Source organism: Roseateles sp., from assembly GCF_046300915.1.
GTDB lineage: Bacteria > Pseudomonadota > Gammaproteobacteria > Burkholderiales > Burkholderiaceae_C > Kinneretia.
Genome location: NZ_JBKCLH010000151.1, coordinates 1 through 16,626, shown reverse-complemented (window position 1 = coordinate 16,626; position 16,626 = coordinate 1). Strand labels below are relative to the sequence as shown.

Here is a 16,626-nt window from a genome sequence, read left to right as displayed (position 1 = left end):
CGGGCGTGAGCGCGTTCAGGTCCACGCGCTTGCTCTTGTTGTAGTCGGGGGCCCAGTGCACATCGGGCCACAGGTCCAGGCTGGGAGCTTCCAGGTAGCTGGGGCCCGAGCCGTCGAGCACGAAGTGGGCGTGGCGGGTGGCCGCGCAGTTGGGGATCATCGCGATGGGCTTGGAGGCCGCATGCGTGGGGTAGGTCTTGATCTTGACGTCCAGCACCGTGGTCAGGCCGCCCAGGCCCTGCGCGCCGATGCCCAGGGCATTGACCTTCTCGTACAGCTCGATGCGCAATTCCTCCAGCTTGTTCTGGGGGCCACGCTCCAACAGCTCGTACATATCGATGTCGTCCATCAGGGCTTCCTTGGCCAGCAGGGCGGCCTTCTCGGCCGTGCCGCCAACGCCGATGCCCAGCATGCCCGGCGGGCACCAGCCCGCGCCCATGGTCGGCACGGTCTTGAGCACCCAGTCGACGATGTTGTCGCTGGGGTTGAGCATATAGACCTTGCTCTTGTTCTCGGAGCCGCCGCCCTTGGCCGCGACGATCACGTCCACGGTATTGCCGGGCACCACTTCCATGAAGATCACTGCGGGTGTGTTGTCCTTGGTGTTCTTGCGCTCGAAGATGGGGTCGGCCAGCACCGAGGCCCGCAGCTTGTTGTCCGGGTGGTTGTAGGCGCGGCGCACGCCTTCATTGACGGCGTCCTGGATGGAGCCGGGGAAATCCGCCCAGCGCACGTCCATGCCGATCTTCAGGAAGACGTTGACGATGCCGGTGTCCTGACAGATGGGGCGGCGCCCTTCGGCGCACATGCGCGAGTTGGTCAGGATCTGGGCGATCGCGTCCTTGGCCGCCGGGCTCTGCTCGCGCTCGTAAGCGCGGGCCAGATGCTGGATGTAGTCGGCCGGGTGGTAGTAGCTGATGTACTGCAGAGCGGCAGCCACGCTTTCGACGAGGTCGTCGTACTTGATCGTGGTGGTGTTCATGAGGCTGAACCTAGGGGGGAGTTGGAAGAAGCTGTCCGCAGTTTATCGGAGCCGTCTGGCGCCTAGCTTGCAGCGCTGGCGCGCCGCAGCTCGGACTCCAGCCAGGGCAGCAGCTGATCCAGCCCCTGGCTCAGGGCCAGGGACAGGGCCTGAGCCGCACCGGCGGCGTCGGCGCTGGTCGCCGCCGCCTGCAGGGGCAGGCGCAGCTGGGCCTGGCGCTGACGCTGCCGGCGGTCCAGCAGGTCGGCGCGCAAGCTCAGGCGGCCCAGACCGGGCGGACTGGTGAAATCGTGATGCACATCTTCCAGGCTCAGGCTGAGCAGCCAGTCAGCTTGCAGGGGCTCGCCCATCCGGCCCAGGGCGGCGGCCAGGCCCCTGGCCTCCAGCCGCCGGGTGAGCAGGCTCGCCACCATGCGCGAGGGCCTCTCCAGCCATTGCGACTGTTGATAGAAGGCAAATTGCTGCGGCGCCCGCGTATAGGCCATGGTGTGACTGTCGGCCAGGGCATCACCGGGCAGAACCTGGATGAGCAGGGCGCTCACCAGCGGCTTGGGCAAGCGTTGGGGTGTCGGACCCACATCATGCAGGCGGTGGTGCACTTGCAGGCCGCCGCTTTGACCCACGGACACGCAGCCCGACAGGCTGAGCCACAGGCCCGTCGAGCCCAGCAGGGCCAGACCGCGCCGGCGGCCGAGGTCGATCAGGACGTTCATGGTTGTTTCTCCCCAGGGCCCAGCTGCTGCTTGCCGGCCCCCAGCAGGGCGGCCTGCGGGTCACTCAGGCGGTCGAAGACACGGGTGGCGCCGTCAATGGCGACGCGCAGCTCGGTCACCGCGACGCTGAGCTGGTCATCCACATTCGCGGCCGTGCTCTCCAGGCGCTGGGCAGCACGACCGCCCTGGACCTGCAGCGCCGTCATGGTCTGACTGGCCTGCTGCAGCGCCACCCTGGCCTCGGCGGCCAGGGCCGCGGTTTCCACCAGGGTGGCGTCCAGCTGGCGCCCGGTGCTTTCCGCGACACCGGCCATGCGCTCCCCGGACGTGCCGATCTGCGTGGCTGCCGTACCCATCTGCTCAAGGGTCCGGTCCAGCAGGCCCAGGCGAGCATTCAGGCCGCGTGCCAGATCGCGCAGCGCCGTGACGGTGTTCATGACCTCGTCCTGGTTGCCGCTGGACAGCAGCTGGTTCAGCTGGGTGAGGGTGTTGGCGGCCATGTCGCCGACCTTGTGGACGCGCCCGGTAATCTCGTCCATGCCCGAGCGGCCTTCCTTGATCACCGGATAGCGCTCGCCCTCGGCCACGGCCACCAGGGGCTCTCCGGGCGGCTCGGGCGTCACCAGGGCGATGGCGGCGATGCCGGTGACGAAGTTTCGGCTCACGACGGCCACCGTATTGCTGCGCACGGGCGTGCGCTTGTCCACGCGGATCTCCACGCGGACGCGGTTGAATTTGTCCACGGCCAGCGCATAGTCCTGGACGCGGCCCACCTTGATGCCGCGCAGGCTGACATCGGCACCGACCTGGAGCCCGTCCAGGGCCTGTTGTTCGAAGTGGATGGTGTAGCGGCGGAAGTCGCTCTCGCTGCCCACATTCGCCAGCCACAGCAACGTGGCGACCAGTGCTGCCAGCAGGCCCAGCACGGCCAGTCCCACCTTCGTGTAGCGTGCTTCAGCTTCCATAAGAGGGCTCTCCCTTGATGTGGGCGGCAGGTGGCGTGCGCCCCAAAAAATACTGGCTGAGCCACGGATCCTGAGAGCGCATCAAGTCCTGCACCGGTGCATCGGCCAGCACACGGCCCTCGGCCAGGGCAATCACGCGGTCGGTGGCGCCTATCAGGGTGTCCAGATCATGGGTGACGAGGAAGACCGTGAGGCCCAGATCATCCACCAGGCTGCGCACCAGGCGGTCAAAGCCGCGCGCGGTGATGGGGTCCAGCCCCGAGGTCGGCTCGTCCATGAAGAGCAGCTCCGGCTCCAGGGCGATGGCGCGGGCGATCGCCGCGCGCTTGCGCATGCCGCCCGAGAGTTCGCTGGGCAGCTTGTGGGCGGCTTCGGCGGGCAGGCCGGCCTGGTGCAGCCGCAGCTGCACCAGCTCATCAATCAGCGAGTCGTCCAGGGTCGTGTGCTCCCGCAGGGCCACGGCCACGTTCTGCGCCACGGTCAGGGAGGAGAAGAGGGCGCCGTCCTGGAACATCATGCCGAAGCGACGGCGCACCGCCGCCAGGCGCGCGGCGTGGGTCGGGCTCCCGGTTTCGTCCCACATCTCGCAGCCGAGCAGCTCGACCTGACCGCTGCTGGGCCGGTGCAGGCCGATGATCTCGCGCAGCAGCACGGATTTGCCGGTGCCGCTCGCGCCTATCATGCCCACCAGGCTGCCACGCTGCACGCTGAAGCTGATGCCTTGGTGGACGGCATGGGTGCCGAATCGCGTGACGATGTCGCGCACAGCCAGCACGGTGTTCTGGGGCGGGTTCATGGTCCGGGCACTACCAGTGAAGGGCCTGCAGGAGCACGGCGAATCCCGCATCCAGCAGGATGACGGCGACGATGCTCTGCACCACCGTGGAGGTGGTCGCTGCACCGACGGCGCGGGTGTCGCGTCCCACCGTCATGCCCATGCGTACGCCGATCACGGCAATGAAGAGTGCAAAGACCGGCGCCTTTATCAGCCCCACCCAGACATGACGCAGGTCCAGCGACTCGCGCAGACGCGCCAGATAGCCGGCCGGGGTGATGCCCAGCATGGGCTCGGCGATCAGCATGCCGCCCAGGATGCTCATGACATCGCCCACAAAGACCAGCAAGGGCAGGGTCAGCATCAGGGCCAGCACGCGCGGCAGCACCAGCACCTGCATGGGATCCAGCCCCAGGGTCTTGATGGCGTCGATCTCTTCGGTCAGGCGCATGGAGCCGAGCTGGGCCGTGAAGGCCGCGCCGGAGCGGCCGGCCACGATCACGGCCACGATGATGGGCGCAAACTCCCGGGTGGCGCCTATTGCCACGCCGTCGACCACGAAGATGCTGGCCCCGTACTGCTCGGCCTGCAGGCCCAGCAGATAGGCAATCACCACGCCAATGAGCAGGGTCACGAGCGCCACCACGGGGATGGCCATGAGGCCGGTCTGCTCGATCTGGACGGTGAGCTCACGCAGACGCAGCTTCTGGCGACCGCGCAGCACATCCAGACCGGCCAGCAGGCTGGCCCCCAGAAAATTCAGATGGCCCAGCAGCACTGCAGCCAGGGCGCTGCTGCCGCGGCCGAGTTGGGCCAGGGCAGAGCTTGGACCGGGCGGTGCCACGGGCTGCGCTCGCGCCAGATGGCTGCGCACGCCTTCGACAATTCGTGCCTGAGCGGGCGATAGCCCGTGCCAGGGCTTGCCCCCTATGCCGGCCGCTCGCAGCCAGCGCAGCAGCAGCAAGGCGGATGCCGAGTCGATGTCCTGCAGTTCACTGGCGTCGACCTGTTCGGGCGGGCGGGTCGGCTCGATGGCAAAGCCGTCCAGCAAGGCCGCCAATTCGGGCAGATGGACCATGCGCCAGACCCCGTGCAGCTTCAGCGTGGGCTGAGCGCCCTCGGCCTCGCTCAGACTGAGCGAGCCGGGGCAACGGTTTGCATCGACCGGGCTGGAGGTGGATACGGCTTCCATGCTGGGGGCAAGCATACGTGAAGGGCGCTGCTTCAGCGAGCCAGGACGGCGGCCCCTACAATGCGCCGCGTCGTCTGCCCAAGGACCTGCTCGCAGCAGCGCCAGGGCTCCCGTTGAGACAAGTTGAGACAAGGATTCGATGGCCCAGCTTGCCGCGCTTGTTCTTCTCCCCCTGCTGCTTGGCTGCGGCTTGTGTGCGTTTCTGGGACGCCGCCCGGTCGTCAGTCGGCACGCGCCGGCCGTGGTGGCGGGCGCCGTCACCGCCACGGTGCTGGGCTTGCTGCTGCATCTGGCGCCCCAGGTATTTCAGGGTCAGGTCTTGCTGGCGCACGCCGATTGGGTGCCGGCCATCGGGCTGAACATCGGTTTGCGCCTGGATGGACTGGCCTGGCTGTTTGCCGCGCTGATCAGCGCCATCGGTCTGCTGGTCATTCTCTACGCTGCCTTCTATCTGCATGCCGACGATCCGCCGGGCAAGTTCTTCAGCCTGCTGATGCTGTTCATGGCGGCCATGCTGGGTATTGCCCTGTCGGACAACCTGCTGCTCTTGGTGGTGTTCTGGGAGCTGACCAGCATTTCCTCCTTCCTGCTGGTGGGCTACTGGAGCCACAAGGACGAGGCCCGGCGCGGTGCGCGCATGGCCCTGGCCGTCACCGGCGGCGGTGGTCTGGCCTTGCTGGCAGGTGTGATCGTGCTGGGCCAGATCACCGGCAGCTACGAGCTCTCCCAGATCCTGGACCAGGGCGCCCTGGTCCAGGCCGACCCCCGCTACCCGCTGGCCCTGGGCCTGATTCTGCTGGGTTGCTTCACCAAGAGCGCCCAGCTGCCCTTCCATTTCTGGCTGCCGCAGGCCATGGCGGCACCCACGCCGGTGTCGGCCTATCTGCACTCCGCCACCATGGTCAAGGCCGGACTCTTCCTGCTGATGCGCCTGTACCCGGTGATGGGCGGGGCCGAGCTTTTCGAGACCCTGGTGGCCAGCATCGGCTTGCTGACCATGGTGTTTGCGGCCTTTGTGGCGATCTTCAAGCATGACCTCAAGGGCTTGCTGGCCTATTCCACCGTCAGCCATCTGGGCTTCATCACCTTCATGATCGGGTTGTCCACGCCCATGTCGGCGGTGGTGGCGGTGTTCCATATCCTGAACCACGCCAGCTTCAAGGCCGCGCTGTTCATGACGGCGGGCATCGTCGATCACGAGGTCGGCAGCCGCGATATGCGTCGCCTGGGCGGGCTGTTTGCGCTCATGCCCTGGGTTGGCAGTCTGGCCATGGTGGCCTCGGCCGCCATGGCGGGTCTGCCGCCCTTCAACGGTTTTATTTCCAAGGAGATGATGCTGGAGCAGGCCCTGCTGGCGGACTTCTGGGGCACGCAGTCCTGGCTGATCCCGGTGCTGGCCACCCTGGGCGGCCTGTGTTCCGCGGCCTACTCCCTGCGCCTGGTTCACGACAGTTTCTTCAACGGCCCGGCGCGGGACTGGCCCCATGCCCACCCGCATGAGCCGCCCTGGGGCATGAAGGCACCGGTGCTGCTGCTGGCCAGCATCTGCCTGGCCGTGGGCTTGGCGCCCATGCTGATTGCCGGCCCCCTGGTTCAGCTGGCGGCCTCGGCCATGCTGGGCGCGCCCGCACCGGCCTTCGGCCTGGCACTCTGGCATGGCCTGAATCTGCCCCTGCTGATGAGCGCCCTGGCCGTGCTGGGCGGCGCGCTGCTCTATGCGGGCCTGCAAAAGGGCGCCTGGCTGCATCGCTACCAGGCGCGCAGTTTCAGCGGCAAGCAGGTCTTTGAAGCTGGCGTGGACGGCTTGATCGCCCTGGCCGGACGCTGGACCGCCTGGCTGGAGAACGGCTCGCTGCAGCGCTACATCGCCTGGATGCTGATGTTCGTGATTGCCTTGGCCGCCTGGCCTCTGCTGACGGCCGAGGGCCTGGCTGCCGGCGAGCGCAGTCTGATGCCCGCACCGCCGCTGGCCCTGCTGCTGTGGCTGCTGCTGCTGGCCATGGGCCTGGGTCTGCTGCGTCTGCAGCGCCAGCGCTTTGTGGCGGTCATCCTGACCGGCGGCATCGGCCTGCTGTGCTCGCTGAGCTTTCTGGCGCTGTCGGCGCCCGATCTGGCCCTGACGCAGCTGGCGGTGGATGTGGTGTCCACGGCGCTGCTGCTCATGGGCCTGGCCCTGCTGCCCCAGAGCAGCCCGGTGGAGAGTTCCCGGGCACGCCGGGGCCGGGACGCCCTGATTGCCCTGGCGGGCGGGGCAGGCGTGGCCTGGCTGTGCTGGCTGGTGTTGACGCGGGATCATGCGTCGATTTCCTGGTACTTCCTGCAGAACGCCGTGTCGCTCGGGGGCGGGACCAATGCGGTGAACGTGATCCTGGTGGACTTCCGTGGCTACGACACCTTTGGCGAAATCACGGTGCTGGGCATTGCCGCCGTGGGCGTGCTGGCCCTGCTGGACGGCTTGCGGGTCCACAGGCCCGGCGCGGACGCGGCGGGGCGCCCCTGGAGCTACGCCCGTGAACCCCTGATGCTGAAGGTGGTCGCGCGTCTGGTGCTGCCGCTGGCCCTGCTGGTCTCGGCCTACATCTTCTGGCGCGGTCACAACCTGCCTGGTGGCGGCTTCATCGCCGGCCTGGTCACGGGGGTGGCCCTGGTGCTTCAGTACATGGCCAACGGGCAGCAGCGTGCCGAAGCCCTGATGCAGGCGCAGGGTGGGCGCCGTTTCGTGCGTTGGATCGGCCTGGGTCTGGCCATTGCCTGGGCGACCGGGGTGGGCGCCTTCCTGTTTGGCAAGCCCTTCCTGACCAGCGCCTTCGGCCATCCGGTGCTGCCCCTGCTGGGTGAGTTGCCACTGGCCACGGCCGCCCTGTTTGATCTCGGTGTGTACATCACCGTGGTGGGCGCCACGATGCTGATGCTGTCGGTGCTGGGCTCGGCGAGCAAGGAAGGGTCGCGCGCATGATGATCTCGATGGAGTTTCTGCTGGCTACCAGCATCGGTTTTGTCACGGCCTGCGGCCTGTATCTGATGCTGCGGGGCCGCAGCTTCACCGTGGTGCTGGGTCTGTCCCTGCTGGGCTATGCGGTGAATGTGTTCATCTTCGCCATGGGGCGGCTCTGGCAGTCGGCGCCCCCCATACTCTCTCAGGGACCGGTGTTCGCCGATCCCCTGCCGCAGGCCCTGGTGCTGACGGCCATCGTGATCGGCTTTGCCACCACGGGCTTCGTCATCGAGCTGGCTCTGCGCAGCCGCGCGGACAACGGCAGCGACCATGTCGATGCCACCGAGACTGACGGGGCGGCGCGATGATGATGTGGCTCAAGGATCATCTGGCCGTGCTGCCGGTGCTGCTGCCGGCCATCACCGCGGCCTTGCTGCTCCTGATGGGGGACCATGGTGCCGGCAGCCGAGGCGGTCACGGGCATCGCAAGCTGCTATGGGCGCGCCGTCTGTCCCTGGCTTCGGCCTTCGTGGGCCTGCTGCTGGCGGTCTGGCTGGTGCAGCGGGCGGGCTCGGGTGAGCTGATCACCTATCGAGCGGGCGACTGGCCGGCGCCCTTTGGCATCCTGCTGCTGGTGGACCGGCTTGGCGCCCTGATGCTGCTGCTGAGCGCCTGCGTGGCCCTGCCCGTGCTGTGGTACGCCTGCGGTGGCTGGGATGCGCATGGCCGCTACTTCCACGCGCTGTTCCAGTTCCAGCTCATGGGCCTGGCGGGCGCTTTCGTGACGGGCGATCTGTTCAACCTCTTCGTGTTCTTCGAGGTCTTGCTGATCGCCAGCTATGTGCTGATGGTGCACGGGCAGGGCGGGGCTCGCTTTAAGGCCGGCCTGCACTATGTGGTGCTGAATCTCCTGGCCTCGGCCCTGTTCCTGATCGGGGCGGCCCTGGTCTATGCCAAGACGGGCACGCTGAACTTTGCCGACCTGGCCCTGAGGGTGCCGCAGGTCAGCGGGCCGGATGCGGCCCTCTTGCAGGTGGCCGCCTGGGTGCTGTTCGTGGTCTTCGGCTTCAAGGCGGCGCTCATGCCCATGGCCATGTGGCTGCCCAATACCTATGCCTCGGCCTGCGCGCCGGTGGCAGCGCTGTTTGCCATCATGACCAAGGTGGGCGTGTATGCCATCTTGCGGGTGCATGGCGTGGTGTTCGGCGCCTCGGCCGGCACCAGCGCTCTGACGGTAGAGCCGGTGCTGCTGCCGCTGGCGCTGGCGACCAGCCTCACCGGGGTGCTGGGCGCGCTGGCCGCCCGCACCCTGGCTCGCCTGGTGGCCTGGCTGACCGTGGCCTCCGTCGGTACCGTGCTGGCGGGCCTGGGCCTCTTCGGCACGGCCGCTTGGGGGGCTGCGCTCTACTACATGCTCAACAGCACCCTGGTCATCGCAGCCCTGTTCATGCTGGCCGAACTGGTGGCCGCGCAGCGGGGCGAGGCCCAGGGCCTGCTCGTGCCTGCCGCGCCCCTTGCTCAGCCCACCTTGCTGGGCCTGATGCTGCTGCTGGCCGCGGCATCCACGGCCGGGCTGCCGCCCTTGCCGGGCTTTATCGGCAAGCTGATGCTGCTGGAAGCGGCCAGCGGCCATGCCTGGGCCGTGAGCTTCTGGGCAGTCGTGCTGGGCGTGGGTTTCCTGACCCTGCTGGGTCTGGCGCGTGCTGGCAGCATTCTGTTCTGGCATGTGCGCGAGGACGCGCCGCCTGCGGCCTCGGCGGGCGGCAGCACCAAGCTTGTGACGGCCACCGCCAGCCTCTTGCTGGCCAGTGTGCTGATGAGCGTGGCGGCCGCCCCCGTGCAGCGCTATACGGAGGCCGCCGCGGCCCAGCTGATGGATCTGAGCGCGTATGCCGAGGCGGCGCTGCCGGAGCAGGGCGGCGCGGCTGCCCGCAGCACCCGCCCCTATGACGGACGCATGCCGTCCCCGCCTGCTGGAGCCCAGTAACCATGGCCGCGAACAAGGAGAACAAGCCGCAAGGCAGCGGACGCGCCGGCTGGCTGTCGCATCCGGTGCTGTCCCTGCTGCTGGTGCTGGTGTGGTTGCTGTTGCAGGGCAGTCTGGGTCTGTCCTACTGGATCAGTGCGCTGCTGCTGGGTCTGCTGCTGCCCTGGCTGGTGCAGGGATTTCTGGGACCGGCCATGCGTCCGCGCAAACCCTTGCTGATGCTGCGCTTTGCGGCCCTGGTGCTCTGGGACATCGTGGTCTCGAATCTGAGCGTGGCGCGCCTGGTGCTCTCGCCGGCTGCCCGGCCCCAGCCCGCCTGGGTGCGGGTGCCCCTGACCCTGCGCCAGCCCGGGCCCATCACCCTGCTGGCCACCATCATCACCACGACGCCGGGCACGGTGTCCTGTGTGGTGGACGGTGAGCGCGGCGAGATTCTGGTGCACGCCCTGGACTGTGCCGACCCGCAGGCCATGGCGGCGGATATCAAGCGCCGTTACGAGCAGCCGCTGCTGGAGATCTTCGAATGAGTGCATCCCTCAATCTGCTGGGCTGGGCGCTTGATTTCGCCACCATCGCCGTGGGCCTGGCCTTGGTGCTTTGCGGCTGGCGTCTGCTGCGCGGGCCGGAGGCGCCGGACCGGGTTCTGGCCCTGGACACCATGTACATCAACGCGCTGGCGCTGGTCATCCTGCTGGGCATGCGCTGGCAGATGGACCTCTTGTTCGAGGCGGCGCTCATCATCGCCCTGCTGGGCTTTGCCTCGACCGTGGCGCTGGCGCGCTATCTCAGCCGTGGCGATGTGATGGAGTGAGTGCAATGCAAGAACTGCACTGGGTGATACAGGCCCTGATTTCCGCCCTGCTGGTGATTGGCGGGGTATTTGCGCTGGTGGGTGCCGTGGGCATGCTGCGCTTTCCCGACTTCTTCATGCGGCTGCATGCGCCCACCAAGGCCAGCACGCTGGGGGTGGGCGGCGTCTTGCTGGCCAGCCTGTTCCTGCATTGGGCTCAGGGCGACTATGGGCTGCACGAGCTGCTGATCACGCTCTTTGTCTTCGTGACCGCGCCGGTCTCGGCCAATCTGCTGGCCAAGGCGGCCTTGCACTTGCGGGTGCCCTCCCGGGCTCCGGTGCCGCCCGATCAGCCCCATCCTTGATCACACGCCCCGCGCGAGGGGCGTGCAGCCGACTTTCCGCAGCGTAGTGTTCAGCAGCGCAGACGCGAGGCGCTCAGTGCTTTTCCGCGGCCGGGTGCATCAGGCGGTCGGCGGCGGCAATGGCCAGGGCCGAGAACAGGAAGGCCACATGGATCAGGGTTTGCCAGAGCAGCACCTTCTCGGTGTAGTTGTCGGCGTTGATGAAGGTCTTGAGCAGGTGGATGGAGGAGATGCCGATGATGGCCGTGGCCAGCTTGACCTTGAGCACCGAGGCGTTCACATGGCTGAGCCACTCGGGCTGGTCCGGATGACCTTCCAGATGCATGCGCGAGACAAAGGTCTCGTAGCCGCCCACGATCACCATGATCAGCAGGTTGGAGATCATCACCACGTCGATCAGGCCCAGCACCACCAGCATCAGGATGGTTTCGTTGAGCTTGGCAATCGGCTCGTAGCCGATCACGGCGCCCGCCGCGTCCTTGATGGGCGTGGCCTTGTAGCCAATGCTCTTGACCAGCATGCTCAGCGCATCCTGGTTGCCGAAAGCGGCTTCCACCAGGTGCACCAGCTCGGTCCAGAACTGGAAGACATAGACCGCTTGCGCCAGGATCAGGCCGAGGTAGAGCGGCAGCTGCAGCCAGCGGCTCATGAAGATCAGATTGGGCAGGGGGCGCAGGGGTTTGTTGCTATTGTTCATCGGTGTGAGGCAAGAGGCTGTGGCGGCGGATTCTAGGGCCCGTGCGTGACTGAACTCTCACCCAGTGACGCCGGGTTACGGCGCTAGAGTAAGCACTTCGTCAGAGACGGCACGCACAGTGCACGCAGTTTTCAAAGCAAATCCAGGCACCGAGGAGACAACGATGTCGCAGAGCAAGCAATACCTGCCCAGCGCGGATTGGAGCGCGAACGCCCACGTCAAGGGCATGGACGGCTACCGTGCCCTGGTGGCCGAGGCCGAGGCCGACTATGAGGGCTTCTGGGCCAGCCGCGCCCGTGAGCTGATCAGCTGGCAGACTCCGTTCACCAAGGTGCTCAACGACAGCGAGGCACCGTTCTTCAAGTGGTTTGAGGATGGGCGCCTGAACGTTTCCTACAACTGCCTGGACCGCAATGTGGAACGCGGCCTGGGTGACAAGACGGCCCTGATCTTCGAAGCCGACAATGGCGATGTCACCCGTGTCAGCTACAGCGAGCTGCTGGCCAAGGTCTCGCGCCTGGCCAACGCGCTGAAGGCGCGCGGCGTGAAGAAGGGTGACCGCGTGGTCATCTACATGCCCATGTCGGTGGAGGGCGTCGCCGCCATGCAGGCCTGCGCTCGCATCGGCGCCACGCACTCGGTGGTGTTCGGCGGCTTCTCGGCCCAGAGCCTGCGCGACCGTGTGCAGGACGCCGGCGCCGTGATGGTGATCACCGCCGACGAGCAGCTGCGCGGCGGCAAGCAGCTGCCGCTGAAGTCCATCGTGGATGAGGCCCTGGCCGACAACAGCTGCCCCACGCTCAAGGATGTGATCGTCTACCAGCGCACCGGCGGCAGCATCGCCTGGGTGGCCGGTCGCGACCTCTGGCTGCATGAGCTGCTGGAAGGTCAGAGCAGCGACTGCGCGCCGGAGTGGGTGGAGGCCGAGCATCCGCTCTTCCTGCTCTACACCTCGGGCTCCACCGGCAAGCCCAAGGGCGTGCAGCACAGCACCGGCGGCTATCTGCTGCATGCGGCTCTGACCACCAAGTGGACCTTTGACCTCAAGGCTGACGATGTGTTCTGGTGCACGGCCGATATCGGCTGGGTCACGGGCCACACCTACATCACCTACGGCCCCCTGGCCCTGGGCGGCACCGAGATCGTGTTCGAGGGTGTACCCACCTACCCGGACGCCGGCCGCTTCTGGCAGATGATTGCCAAGCACAAGGTCACGATCTTCTACACCGCGCCCACGGCCATCCGCTCCCTGATCAAGGCGGCCGAGACCAATGAGGCGGTGCACCCCAAAAACTACGACCTGTCCAGCCTACGCCTGCTGGGCTCGGTGGGTGAGCCCATCAACCCGGCCGCCTGGGAGTGGTACCACCAGCATGTGGGCGGCGGCCGCTGCCCCATCGTGGACACCTTCTGGCAAACCGAGACCGGCGGCCACATGATCACGCCGCTGCCGGGCGCCACGCCCCTGGTGCCGGGCTCTTGCACGCTGCCCTTCCCGGGCATCACCACCGCCATCGTGGACGAGCTGGGCAACGATGTGCCCAATGGCCAGGGCGGCATTCTGGTGGTGAAGAAGCCCTGGCCCTCGATGATCCGCACCATCTGGGGCGACCCCGAGCGCTTCAAGAAGAGCTACTACCCGGCTGAGCTCAAGGGCTACTACCTGGCGGGTGACGGCGCCATCCGCGACGCGGAGACCGGCTACTTCACCATCACCGGCCGCATCGATGATGTGCTGAACGTGTCCGGCCACCGCATGGGCACCATGGAGATCGAGTCGGCCCTGGTCAGCTGCACCGAGCTGGTGGCCGAGGCCGCCGTGGTGGGGCGTCCGGACGACACCACGGGCGAGGCCATCTGTGCCTTCGTGGTGCTCAAGCGTCCGCGCCCCAGTGGTGAGGAGGCCAAGGCCATTGCCAAGCAGCTGCGCGAGCATGTGGCCAAGGAGATCGGCCCCATCGCCAAGCCCAAGGACATCCGCTTCGGCGACAACCTCCCCAAGACCCGCAGCGGCAAGATCATGCGCCGCCTGCTGCGCGCCGTGGCCAAGGGCGAAGCCGTCACCCAGGACACCAGCACCCTGGAGAACCCGGCCATCCTGGAGCAGCTGGGTCAGGCTTACTGAGGCCTCGACCCGCTTCAGCCTCTTCCGTAGCACGGGCCGCGGAGCGCAAGCTCCGCGGCCTTTTGTCTTTCAGCGGGCGCTCGGCCGTGGTGCGTGGCGGCGGACTAGGGATGTTGTGCGTCTATCGCCCGCGGCAAGATGGGTCGCCAAGCCTCGAGCCATGGTGGTTGCGGGGCGTTCATCCCCATCCGGGAAAGGGTCCATCATGCACAAGACCGTCCATGCCACCGCACTGTCCCTGCTCGTGCTTGCGATGCAGTCGCCCACGGCCCAGGCCGCGCCCAACAGCTTCATTCAGTTCAGCGACGGCGCGAGCACGACAAGCTTCTTGAAGGGGGAGTCTGTGGTGCTCGGTCACGAGGACTGGAGCGAGGTGGACGGCTGGTCCTGGCTGGTCAGTGCAGAGTCCAGCTTTATCAAGGGCGGTGGTGCTTCCGTCGGCAAGCCCCAGCCGGGGCCGTTCCGCTGGCAGCAAGACCTTGACCGGACCTACCCGAAGCTATTCACGTTCCTGGTCCAAGGCAGGCACAGTGCCAAGGTCAAGTTCGATGTGACGACGAGCACCGGCGGCTCCAAGCCCGAAGTCTTCTTCAATATGGAGTTCGGCGAAGTCTTCTACACCAGGCTGGCGACCTCCGGCAGCAGCGGTGGTCCGCTGCAGCTCAATGGCGAGTTTGTCTTCAAGGAAGTCAGCATGTCCTACAAGCCCATGGACAGCAAGGGCAAACTGGGCCCTGCCGTGACGGCTAGGTGGAATGTGGCGACCAATGTGGTTGGCGGCCAGTCCTTCTATGAGTTCAGCGGCGACCCCATGGCCCTGGAGGGGCTGTCGCAGGCCATGGCCCTGTCCGTGCCGGAGCCGCAGACCTGGCTGATGATGCTGGGTGGCTTGGCCGGACTGGGTCTGCTGGTTCGGCGACGTGGGAGCAGGGTGTCCAGCTGATCTGCCAAGAAAAAAGGTCGACCTGGGTCGACCTTTTTTTGGGACAGTTGAGCGCCTGGCTTACTTGATGCTCATCACCCAGGTCGCCAGTTGCTTGGCCTCATCGGCCGAGACCTGGGCATTAGGCGGCATGGGCACCGGGCCCCAGACGCCAGAGCCGCCCTTGATGATCTTCTCGGACAGCTTCTTCACCGCGTCCTTGTCCTTGGCGTACTTGGCGGCCACATCCTTGTAGGACGGGCCGACCAGCTTCTTGTCCACGGCATGGCAGGCCATGCAGTTCTTCTTCTGGGCCAGGTCGGCGCTGGCGAAAGCGGCGGGGGCACTCAGGGTTGCGGCCAGAGCGGCCAGAGCGATGAAAGAGGACTTCATGGCTTCCTTTCGAATTCTTGCTTCAGGTGTGGCTGGGGTGTCGGGCAATCTGCACTACAGTCCTGGCAGGAAGGCCGCGCTGGCATTGTAGGCATGCCGTGGATGATGGCAGCGCTCAAATCGTGGAGTTGGATGCATGGGTTTTGTGCTGATCGGGGTCTTGTTGCTCTTGCTCAAGTGGCAGGAGGTGGCGCCGGTCGCGAGCTGGAGCTGGTGGCTGGTCTTGTCACCCTTTGCCGCGGCTGTGCTGTGGTGGGCCTGGTCAGATGCCAGCGGCCTGACTCAGAAGCGTGCGATGCGGCGCATGGATGAGAAGAAAGAGGCGCGGCGCCAGAAGGCCCTGGATGCGCTGGGGCAGGGCGAGAAGCAGCGTCGGCGCTGAGTTCAGCGCTGCATCTGCCAATAGAAAAGGGAAAAGGGCGCCACCGGCGCCCTTTTTCCATCAGCTCAGCGGCCTGGGCTCAATCGAATTTGTCGAGCACGGCGCCCGAGCTGGCGCTGGAGGCGTTCTTGGCGAACTTGGCCAGCACGCCGCGGGTGTAGCGCGGGGCGGGCTGCTTCCAGGCGGCCTTGCGGCGGGCCAGCTCGGCCTCGTCCACATGCAGCTCCAGCAGCAGTTGGTGGGCGTCGATGGTGACGCGGTCGCCCTCATGCACCAGGGCGATGGTGCCGCCCTCGTAAGCCTCGGGGGCCACATGGCCGACCACCATGCCCCAGGTGCCGCCGGAGAAGCGTCCGTCGGTGATCAGGCCCACGCTCTCGCCCAGGCCCTGACCGATCAGGGCGCCGGTGGGGGCCAGCATCTCGGGCATGCCCGGGCCGCCCTTGGGGCCCAGATAGCGCAGCACCATCACATCGCCGGCCTGTATCTTGCCGGCCATGATGGCGGCCAGGGCGCTCTGCTCGTCGTCAAAGACGCGGGCCGGGCCGCTGATCACGGGGTTCTTCAGGCCGGTGATCTTGGCTACGCAGCCCTCGGGCGAAAGATTGCCGCGCAGGATGGCGAGGTGGCCTTGCTCGTACATCGGATTTCCGACCTCGCGGATCACCTCCTGGTCGGGGCTGAGATCCGGCACCTCGGCCAGGTTCTCGGCCACGGTCTTGCCGGTGATGGTGATGCAGTCGCCATGCAGCAGGCCGGCCTTGAGCAGCACCTTCATCACGGCCGGGATACCGCCGGCCTTGTGCAGATCCACAGCCAGGAAGCGGCCGCTGGGCTTGAGGTCGCAGAGCACCGGGATCTTCTTGCGCATGCGCTCGAAGTCGTCGATGGTCCAGTCCACCTCGGCCGCGTGGGCGATGGCCAGGAAGTGCAGCACCGCGTTGGTGGAGCCGCCGGTGGCTATGATCACGGCCACGGCGTTCTCGATGGCCTTCTTGGTGACGATGTCGCGCGGCTTCAGGTCGGCCTTGACCGCCTCGACCAGCACGGCGGCCGCGCGCTTGGTGTTCTCCACCACCTCGTCCTCGACATTGGACATGCTGGAGGAGTAGGGCAGGGACATGCCCAGCGCCTCAAAGGCCGAGCTCATGGTGTTGGCCGTGTACATGCCGCCGCAGGAGCCGCTGCCGGGGATGGCGCGCTTCTCGATCTGGCAGAAGTCTTCCTCGCTCATCTTGCCGGCTGAAAACTGGCCCACGGCCTCGAAGACCGAGACGATGTTCAGGTCCTGGCCCTTGTAGTGGCCGGGCTTGATGGTGCCGCCGTAGATGTAGATGGCCGGCACATTGGCGCGCAGCATGCCCATCATGCCGCCGGGCATGTTCTTGTCGCAGCCGCCGATC

General features: G+C 66.8%; 17 protein-coding genes. 9 read left to right on the top strand and 8 right to left on the bottom strand.

Translation table 11 applies throughout. The features are described from left to right. The 5 genes from ACK5F2_RS11775 to ACK5F2_RS11755 all read right to left on the bottom strand — a co-directional run. Positions 1 to 982 (bottom strand): fumarate hydratase (locus ACK5F2_RS11775; protein ID WP_409864817.1); only part of this gene is annotated, 982 nt, incomplete at its 3' end. Positions 983 to 1,044: 62 nt separating this feature from the next. Next, on the bottom strand, positions 1,045 to 1,695 hold the full coding sequence (locus ACK5F2_RS11770) for an ABC-type transport auxiliary lipoprotein family protein (protein WP_409864815.1): 651 nt from the start codon (positions 1,693 to 1,695) through the stop codon (positions 1,045 to 1,047). Next, positions 1,692 to 2,660 carry an MlaD family protein gene (locus tag ACK5F2_RS11765; RefSeq protein ID WP_409864814.1) on the bottom strand — a complete coding sequence of 323 codons (969 nt, stop codon included), beginning with the start codon at positions 2,658 to 2,660 and terminating at the stop codon, positions 1,692 to 1,694. Before ACK5F2_RS11765 ends, ACK5F2_RS11770 begins: the two co-directional genes overlap by 4 nt. After that, positions 2,650 to 3,456 (bottom strand): ABC transporter ATP-binding protein, encoded by an 807-nt coding sequence (locus ACK5F2_RS11760; protein WP_409864813.1) that lies wholly within the window; start codon positions 3,454 to 3,456, stop codon positions 2,650 to 2,652. The genes ACK5F2_RS11765 and ACK5F2_RS11760 overlap by 11 nt, the downstream gene beginning before the upstream one ends. 10 nt (positions 3,457 to 3,466) lie before the next feature. After that, positions 3,467 to 4,627: an MlaE family ABC transporter permease gene (locus tag ACK5F2_RS11755; protein ID WP_409864812.1), complete on the bottom strand. Its 1,161-nt coding sequence runs from the start codon at positions 4,625 to 4,627 to the stop codon at positions 3,467 to 3,469. A 139-nt stretch (positions 4,628 to 4,766) separates the two neighbouring features. Between ACK5F2_RS11755 and ACK5F2_RS11750 the strand changes: the two genes are divergently transcribed. Genes ACK5F2_RS11750 through ACK5F2_RS11725 form a run of 6 tightly spaced genes read left to right on the top strand, consistent with a single transcriptional unit; the run spans position 4,767 to position 10,704 of the window. Continuing rightward, entirely contained in the window at positions 4,767 to 7,583 is a 2,817-nt protein-coding gene (locus ACK5F2_RS11750; protein WP_409864811.1) for a monovalent cation/H+ antiporter subunit A, read from the top strand. Positions 7,584 to 7,591: 8 nt separating this feature from the next. Continuing rightward, positions 7,592 to 7,930: a Na+/H+ antiporter subunit C gene (locus ACK5F2_RS11745; protein ID WP_409864818.1), complete on the top strand. Its 339-nt coding sequence runs from the start codon at positions 7,592 to 7,594 to the stop codon at positions 7,928 to 7,930. Continuing rightward, positions 7,927 to 9,549 (top strand): monovalent cation/H+ antiporter subunit D, encoded by a 1,623-nt coding sequence (locus ACK5F2_RS11740; protein WP_409864810.1) that lies wholly within the window; start codon positions 7,927 to 7,929, stop codon positions 9,547 to 9,549. Before ACK5F2_RS11745 ends, ACK5F2_RS11740 begins: the two co-directional genes overlap by 4 nt. A gap of 2 nt (positions 9,550 to 9,551) precedes the next feature. Next, on the top strand, positions 9,552 to 10,076 hold the full coding sequence (locus ACK5F2_RS11735; RefSeq protein WP_409864809.1) for a Na+/H+ antiporter subunit E: 525 nt from the start codon (positions 9,552 to 9,554) through the stop codon (positions 10,074 to 10,076). Further along, positions 10,073 to 10,360 (top strand): K+/H+ antiporter subunit F, encoded by a 288-nt coding sequence (locus ACK5F2_RS11730; protein WP_133602682.1) that lies wholly within the window; start codon positions 10,073 to 10,075, stop codon positions 10,358 to 10,360. The genes ACK5F2_RS11735 and ACK5F2_RS11730 overlap by 4 nt, the downstream gene beginning before the upstream one ends. A gap of 5 nt (positions 10,361 to 10,365) precedes the next feature. Next, positions 10,366 to 10,704, top strand: coding sequence for a Na+/H+ antiporter subunit G (locus ACK5F2_RS11725; RefSeq protein ID WP_409864808.1), 339 nt, complete (start codon positions 10,366 to 10,368; stop codon positions 10,702 to 10,704). Positions 10,705 to 10,777: 73 nt separating this feature from the next. Here ACK5F2_RS11725 and ACK5F2_RS11720 read toward each other — a convergent pair whose 3' ends face one another. Continuing rightward, positions 10,778 to 11,401: a YqhA family protein gene (locus tag ACK5F2_RS11720; RefSeq protein ID WP_409864807.1), complete on the bottom strand. Its 624-nt coding sequence runs from the start codon at positions 11,399 to 11,401 to the stop codon at positions 10,778 to 10,780. Between the two features lie 163 nt (positions 11,402 to 11,564). Between ACK5F2_RS11720 and acs the strand changes: the two genes are divergently transcribed. Together acs and ACK5F2_RS11710 are read left to right on the top strand one after the other, a co-directional pair. Then, positions 11,565 to 13,526, top strand: a complete 1,962-nt coding sequence (acs, locus tag ACK5F2_RS11715) for an acetate--CoA ligase (RefSeq protein WP_409864806.1) — start codon at positions 11,565 to 11,567, stop codon at positions 13,524 to 13,526. 205 nt (positions 13,527 to 13,731) lie between these two features. Continuing rightward, the gene (locus ACK5F2_RS11710) at positions 13,732 to 14,469 is read left to right on the top strand and encodes an Hcp family type VI secretion system effector (RefSeq protein WP_409864805.1); all 738 of its coding nucleotides are present in this window, start codon (positions 13,732 to 13,734) and stop codon (positions 14,467 to 14,469) included. Positions 14,470 to 14,529: 60 nt separating this feature from the next. On the opposite strand, the gene ACK5F2_RS11705 is transcribed toward ACK5F2_RS11710, so the two are convergent. Continuing rightward, positions 14,530 to 14,841, bottom strand: coding sequence for a c-type cytochrome (locus tag ACK5F2_RS11705; RefSeq protein ID WP_409864804.1), 312 nt, complete (start codon positions 14,839 to 14,841; stop codon positions 14,530 to 14,532). 136 nt (positions 14,842 to 14,977) lie between these two features. Here ACK5F2_RS11705 and ACK5F2_RS11700 point away from each other — a divergent pair, with 136 nt between their 5' ends. Further along, positions 14,978 to 15,223: a TIGR04438 family Trp-rich protein gene (locus ACK5F2_RS11700; RefSeq protein ID WP_409864803.1), complete on the top strand. Its 246-nt coding sequence runs from the start codon at positions 14,978 to 14,980 to the stop codon at positions 15,221 to 15,223. Between the two features lie 79 nt (positions 15,224 to 15,302). Here the strand turns inward: ACK5F2_RS11700 and ACK5F2_RS11695 are convergent. After that, positions 15,303 to 16,626: dihydroxy-acid dehydratase (locus ACK5F2_RS11695; RefSeq protein ID WP_409864802.1), on the bottom strand; the 1,324-nt coding region annotated here is incomplete at its 5' end.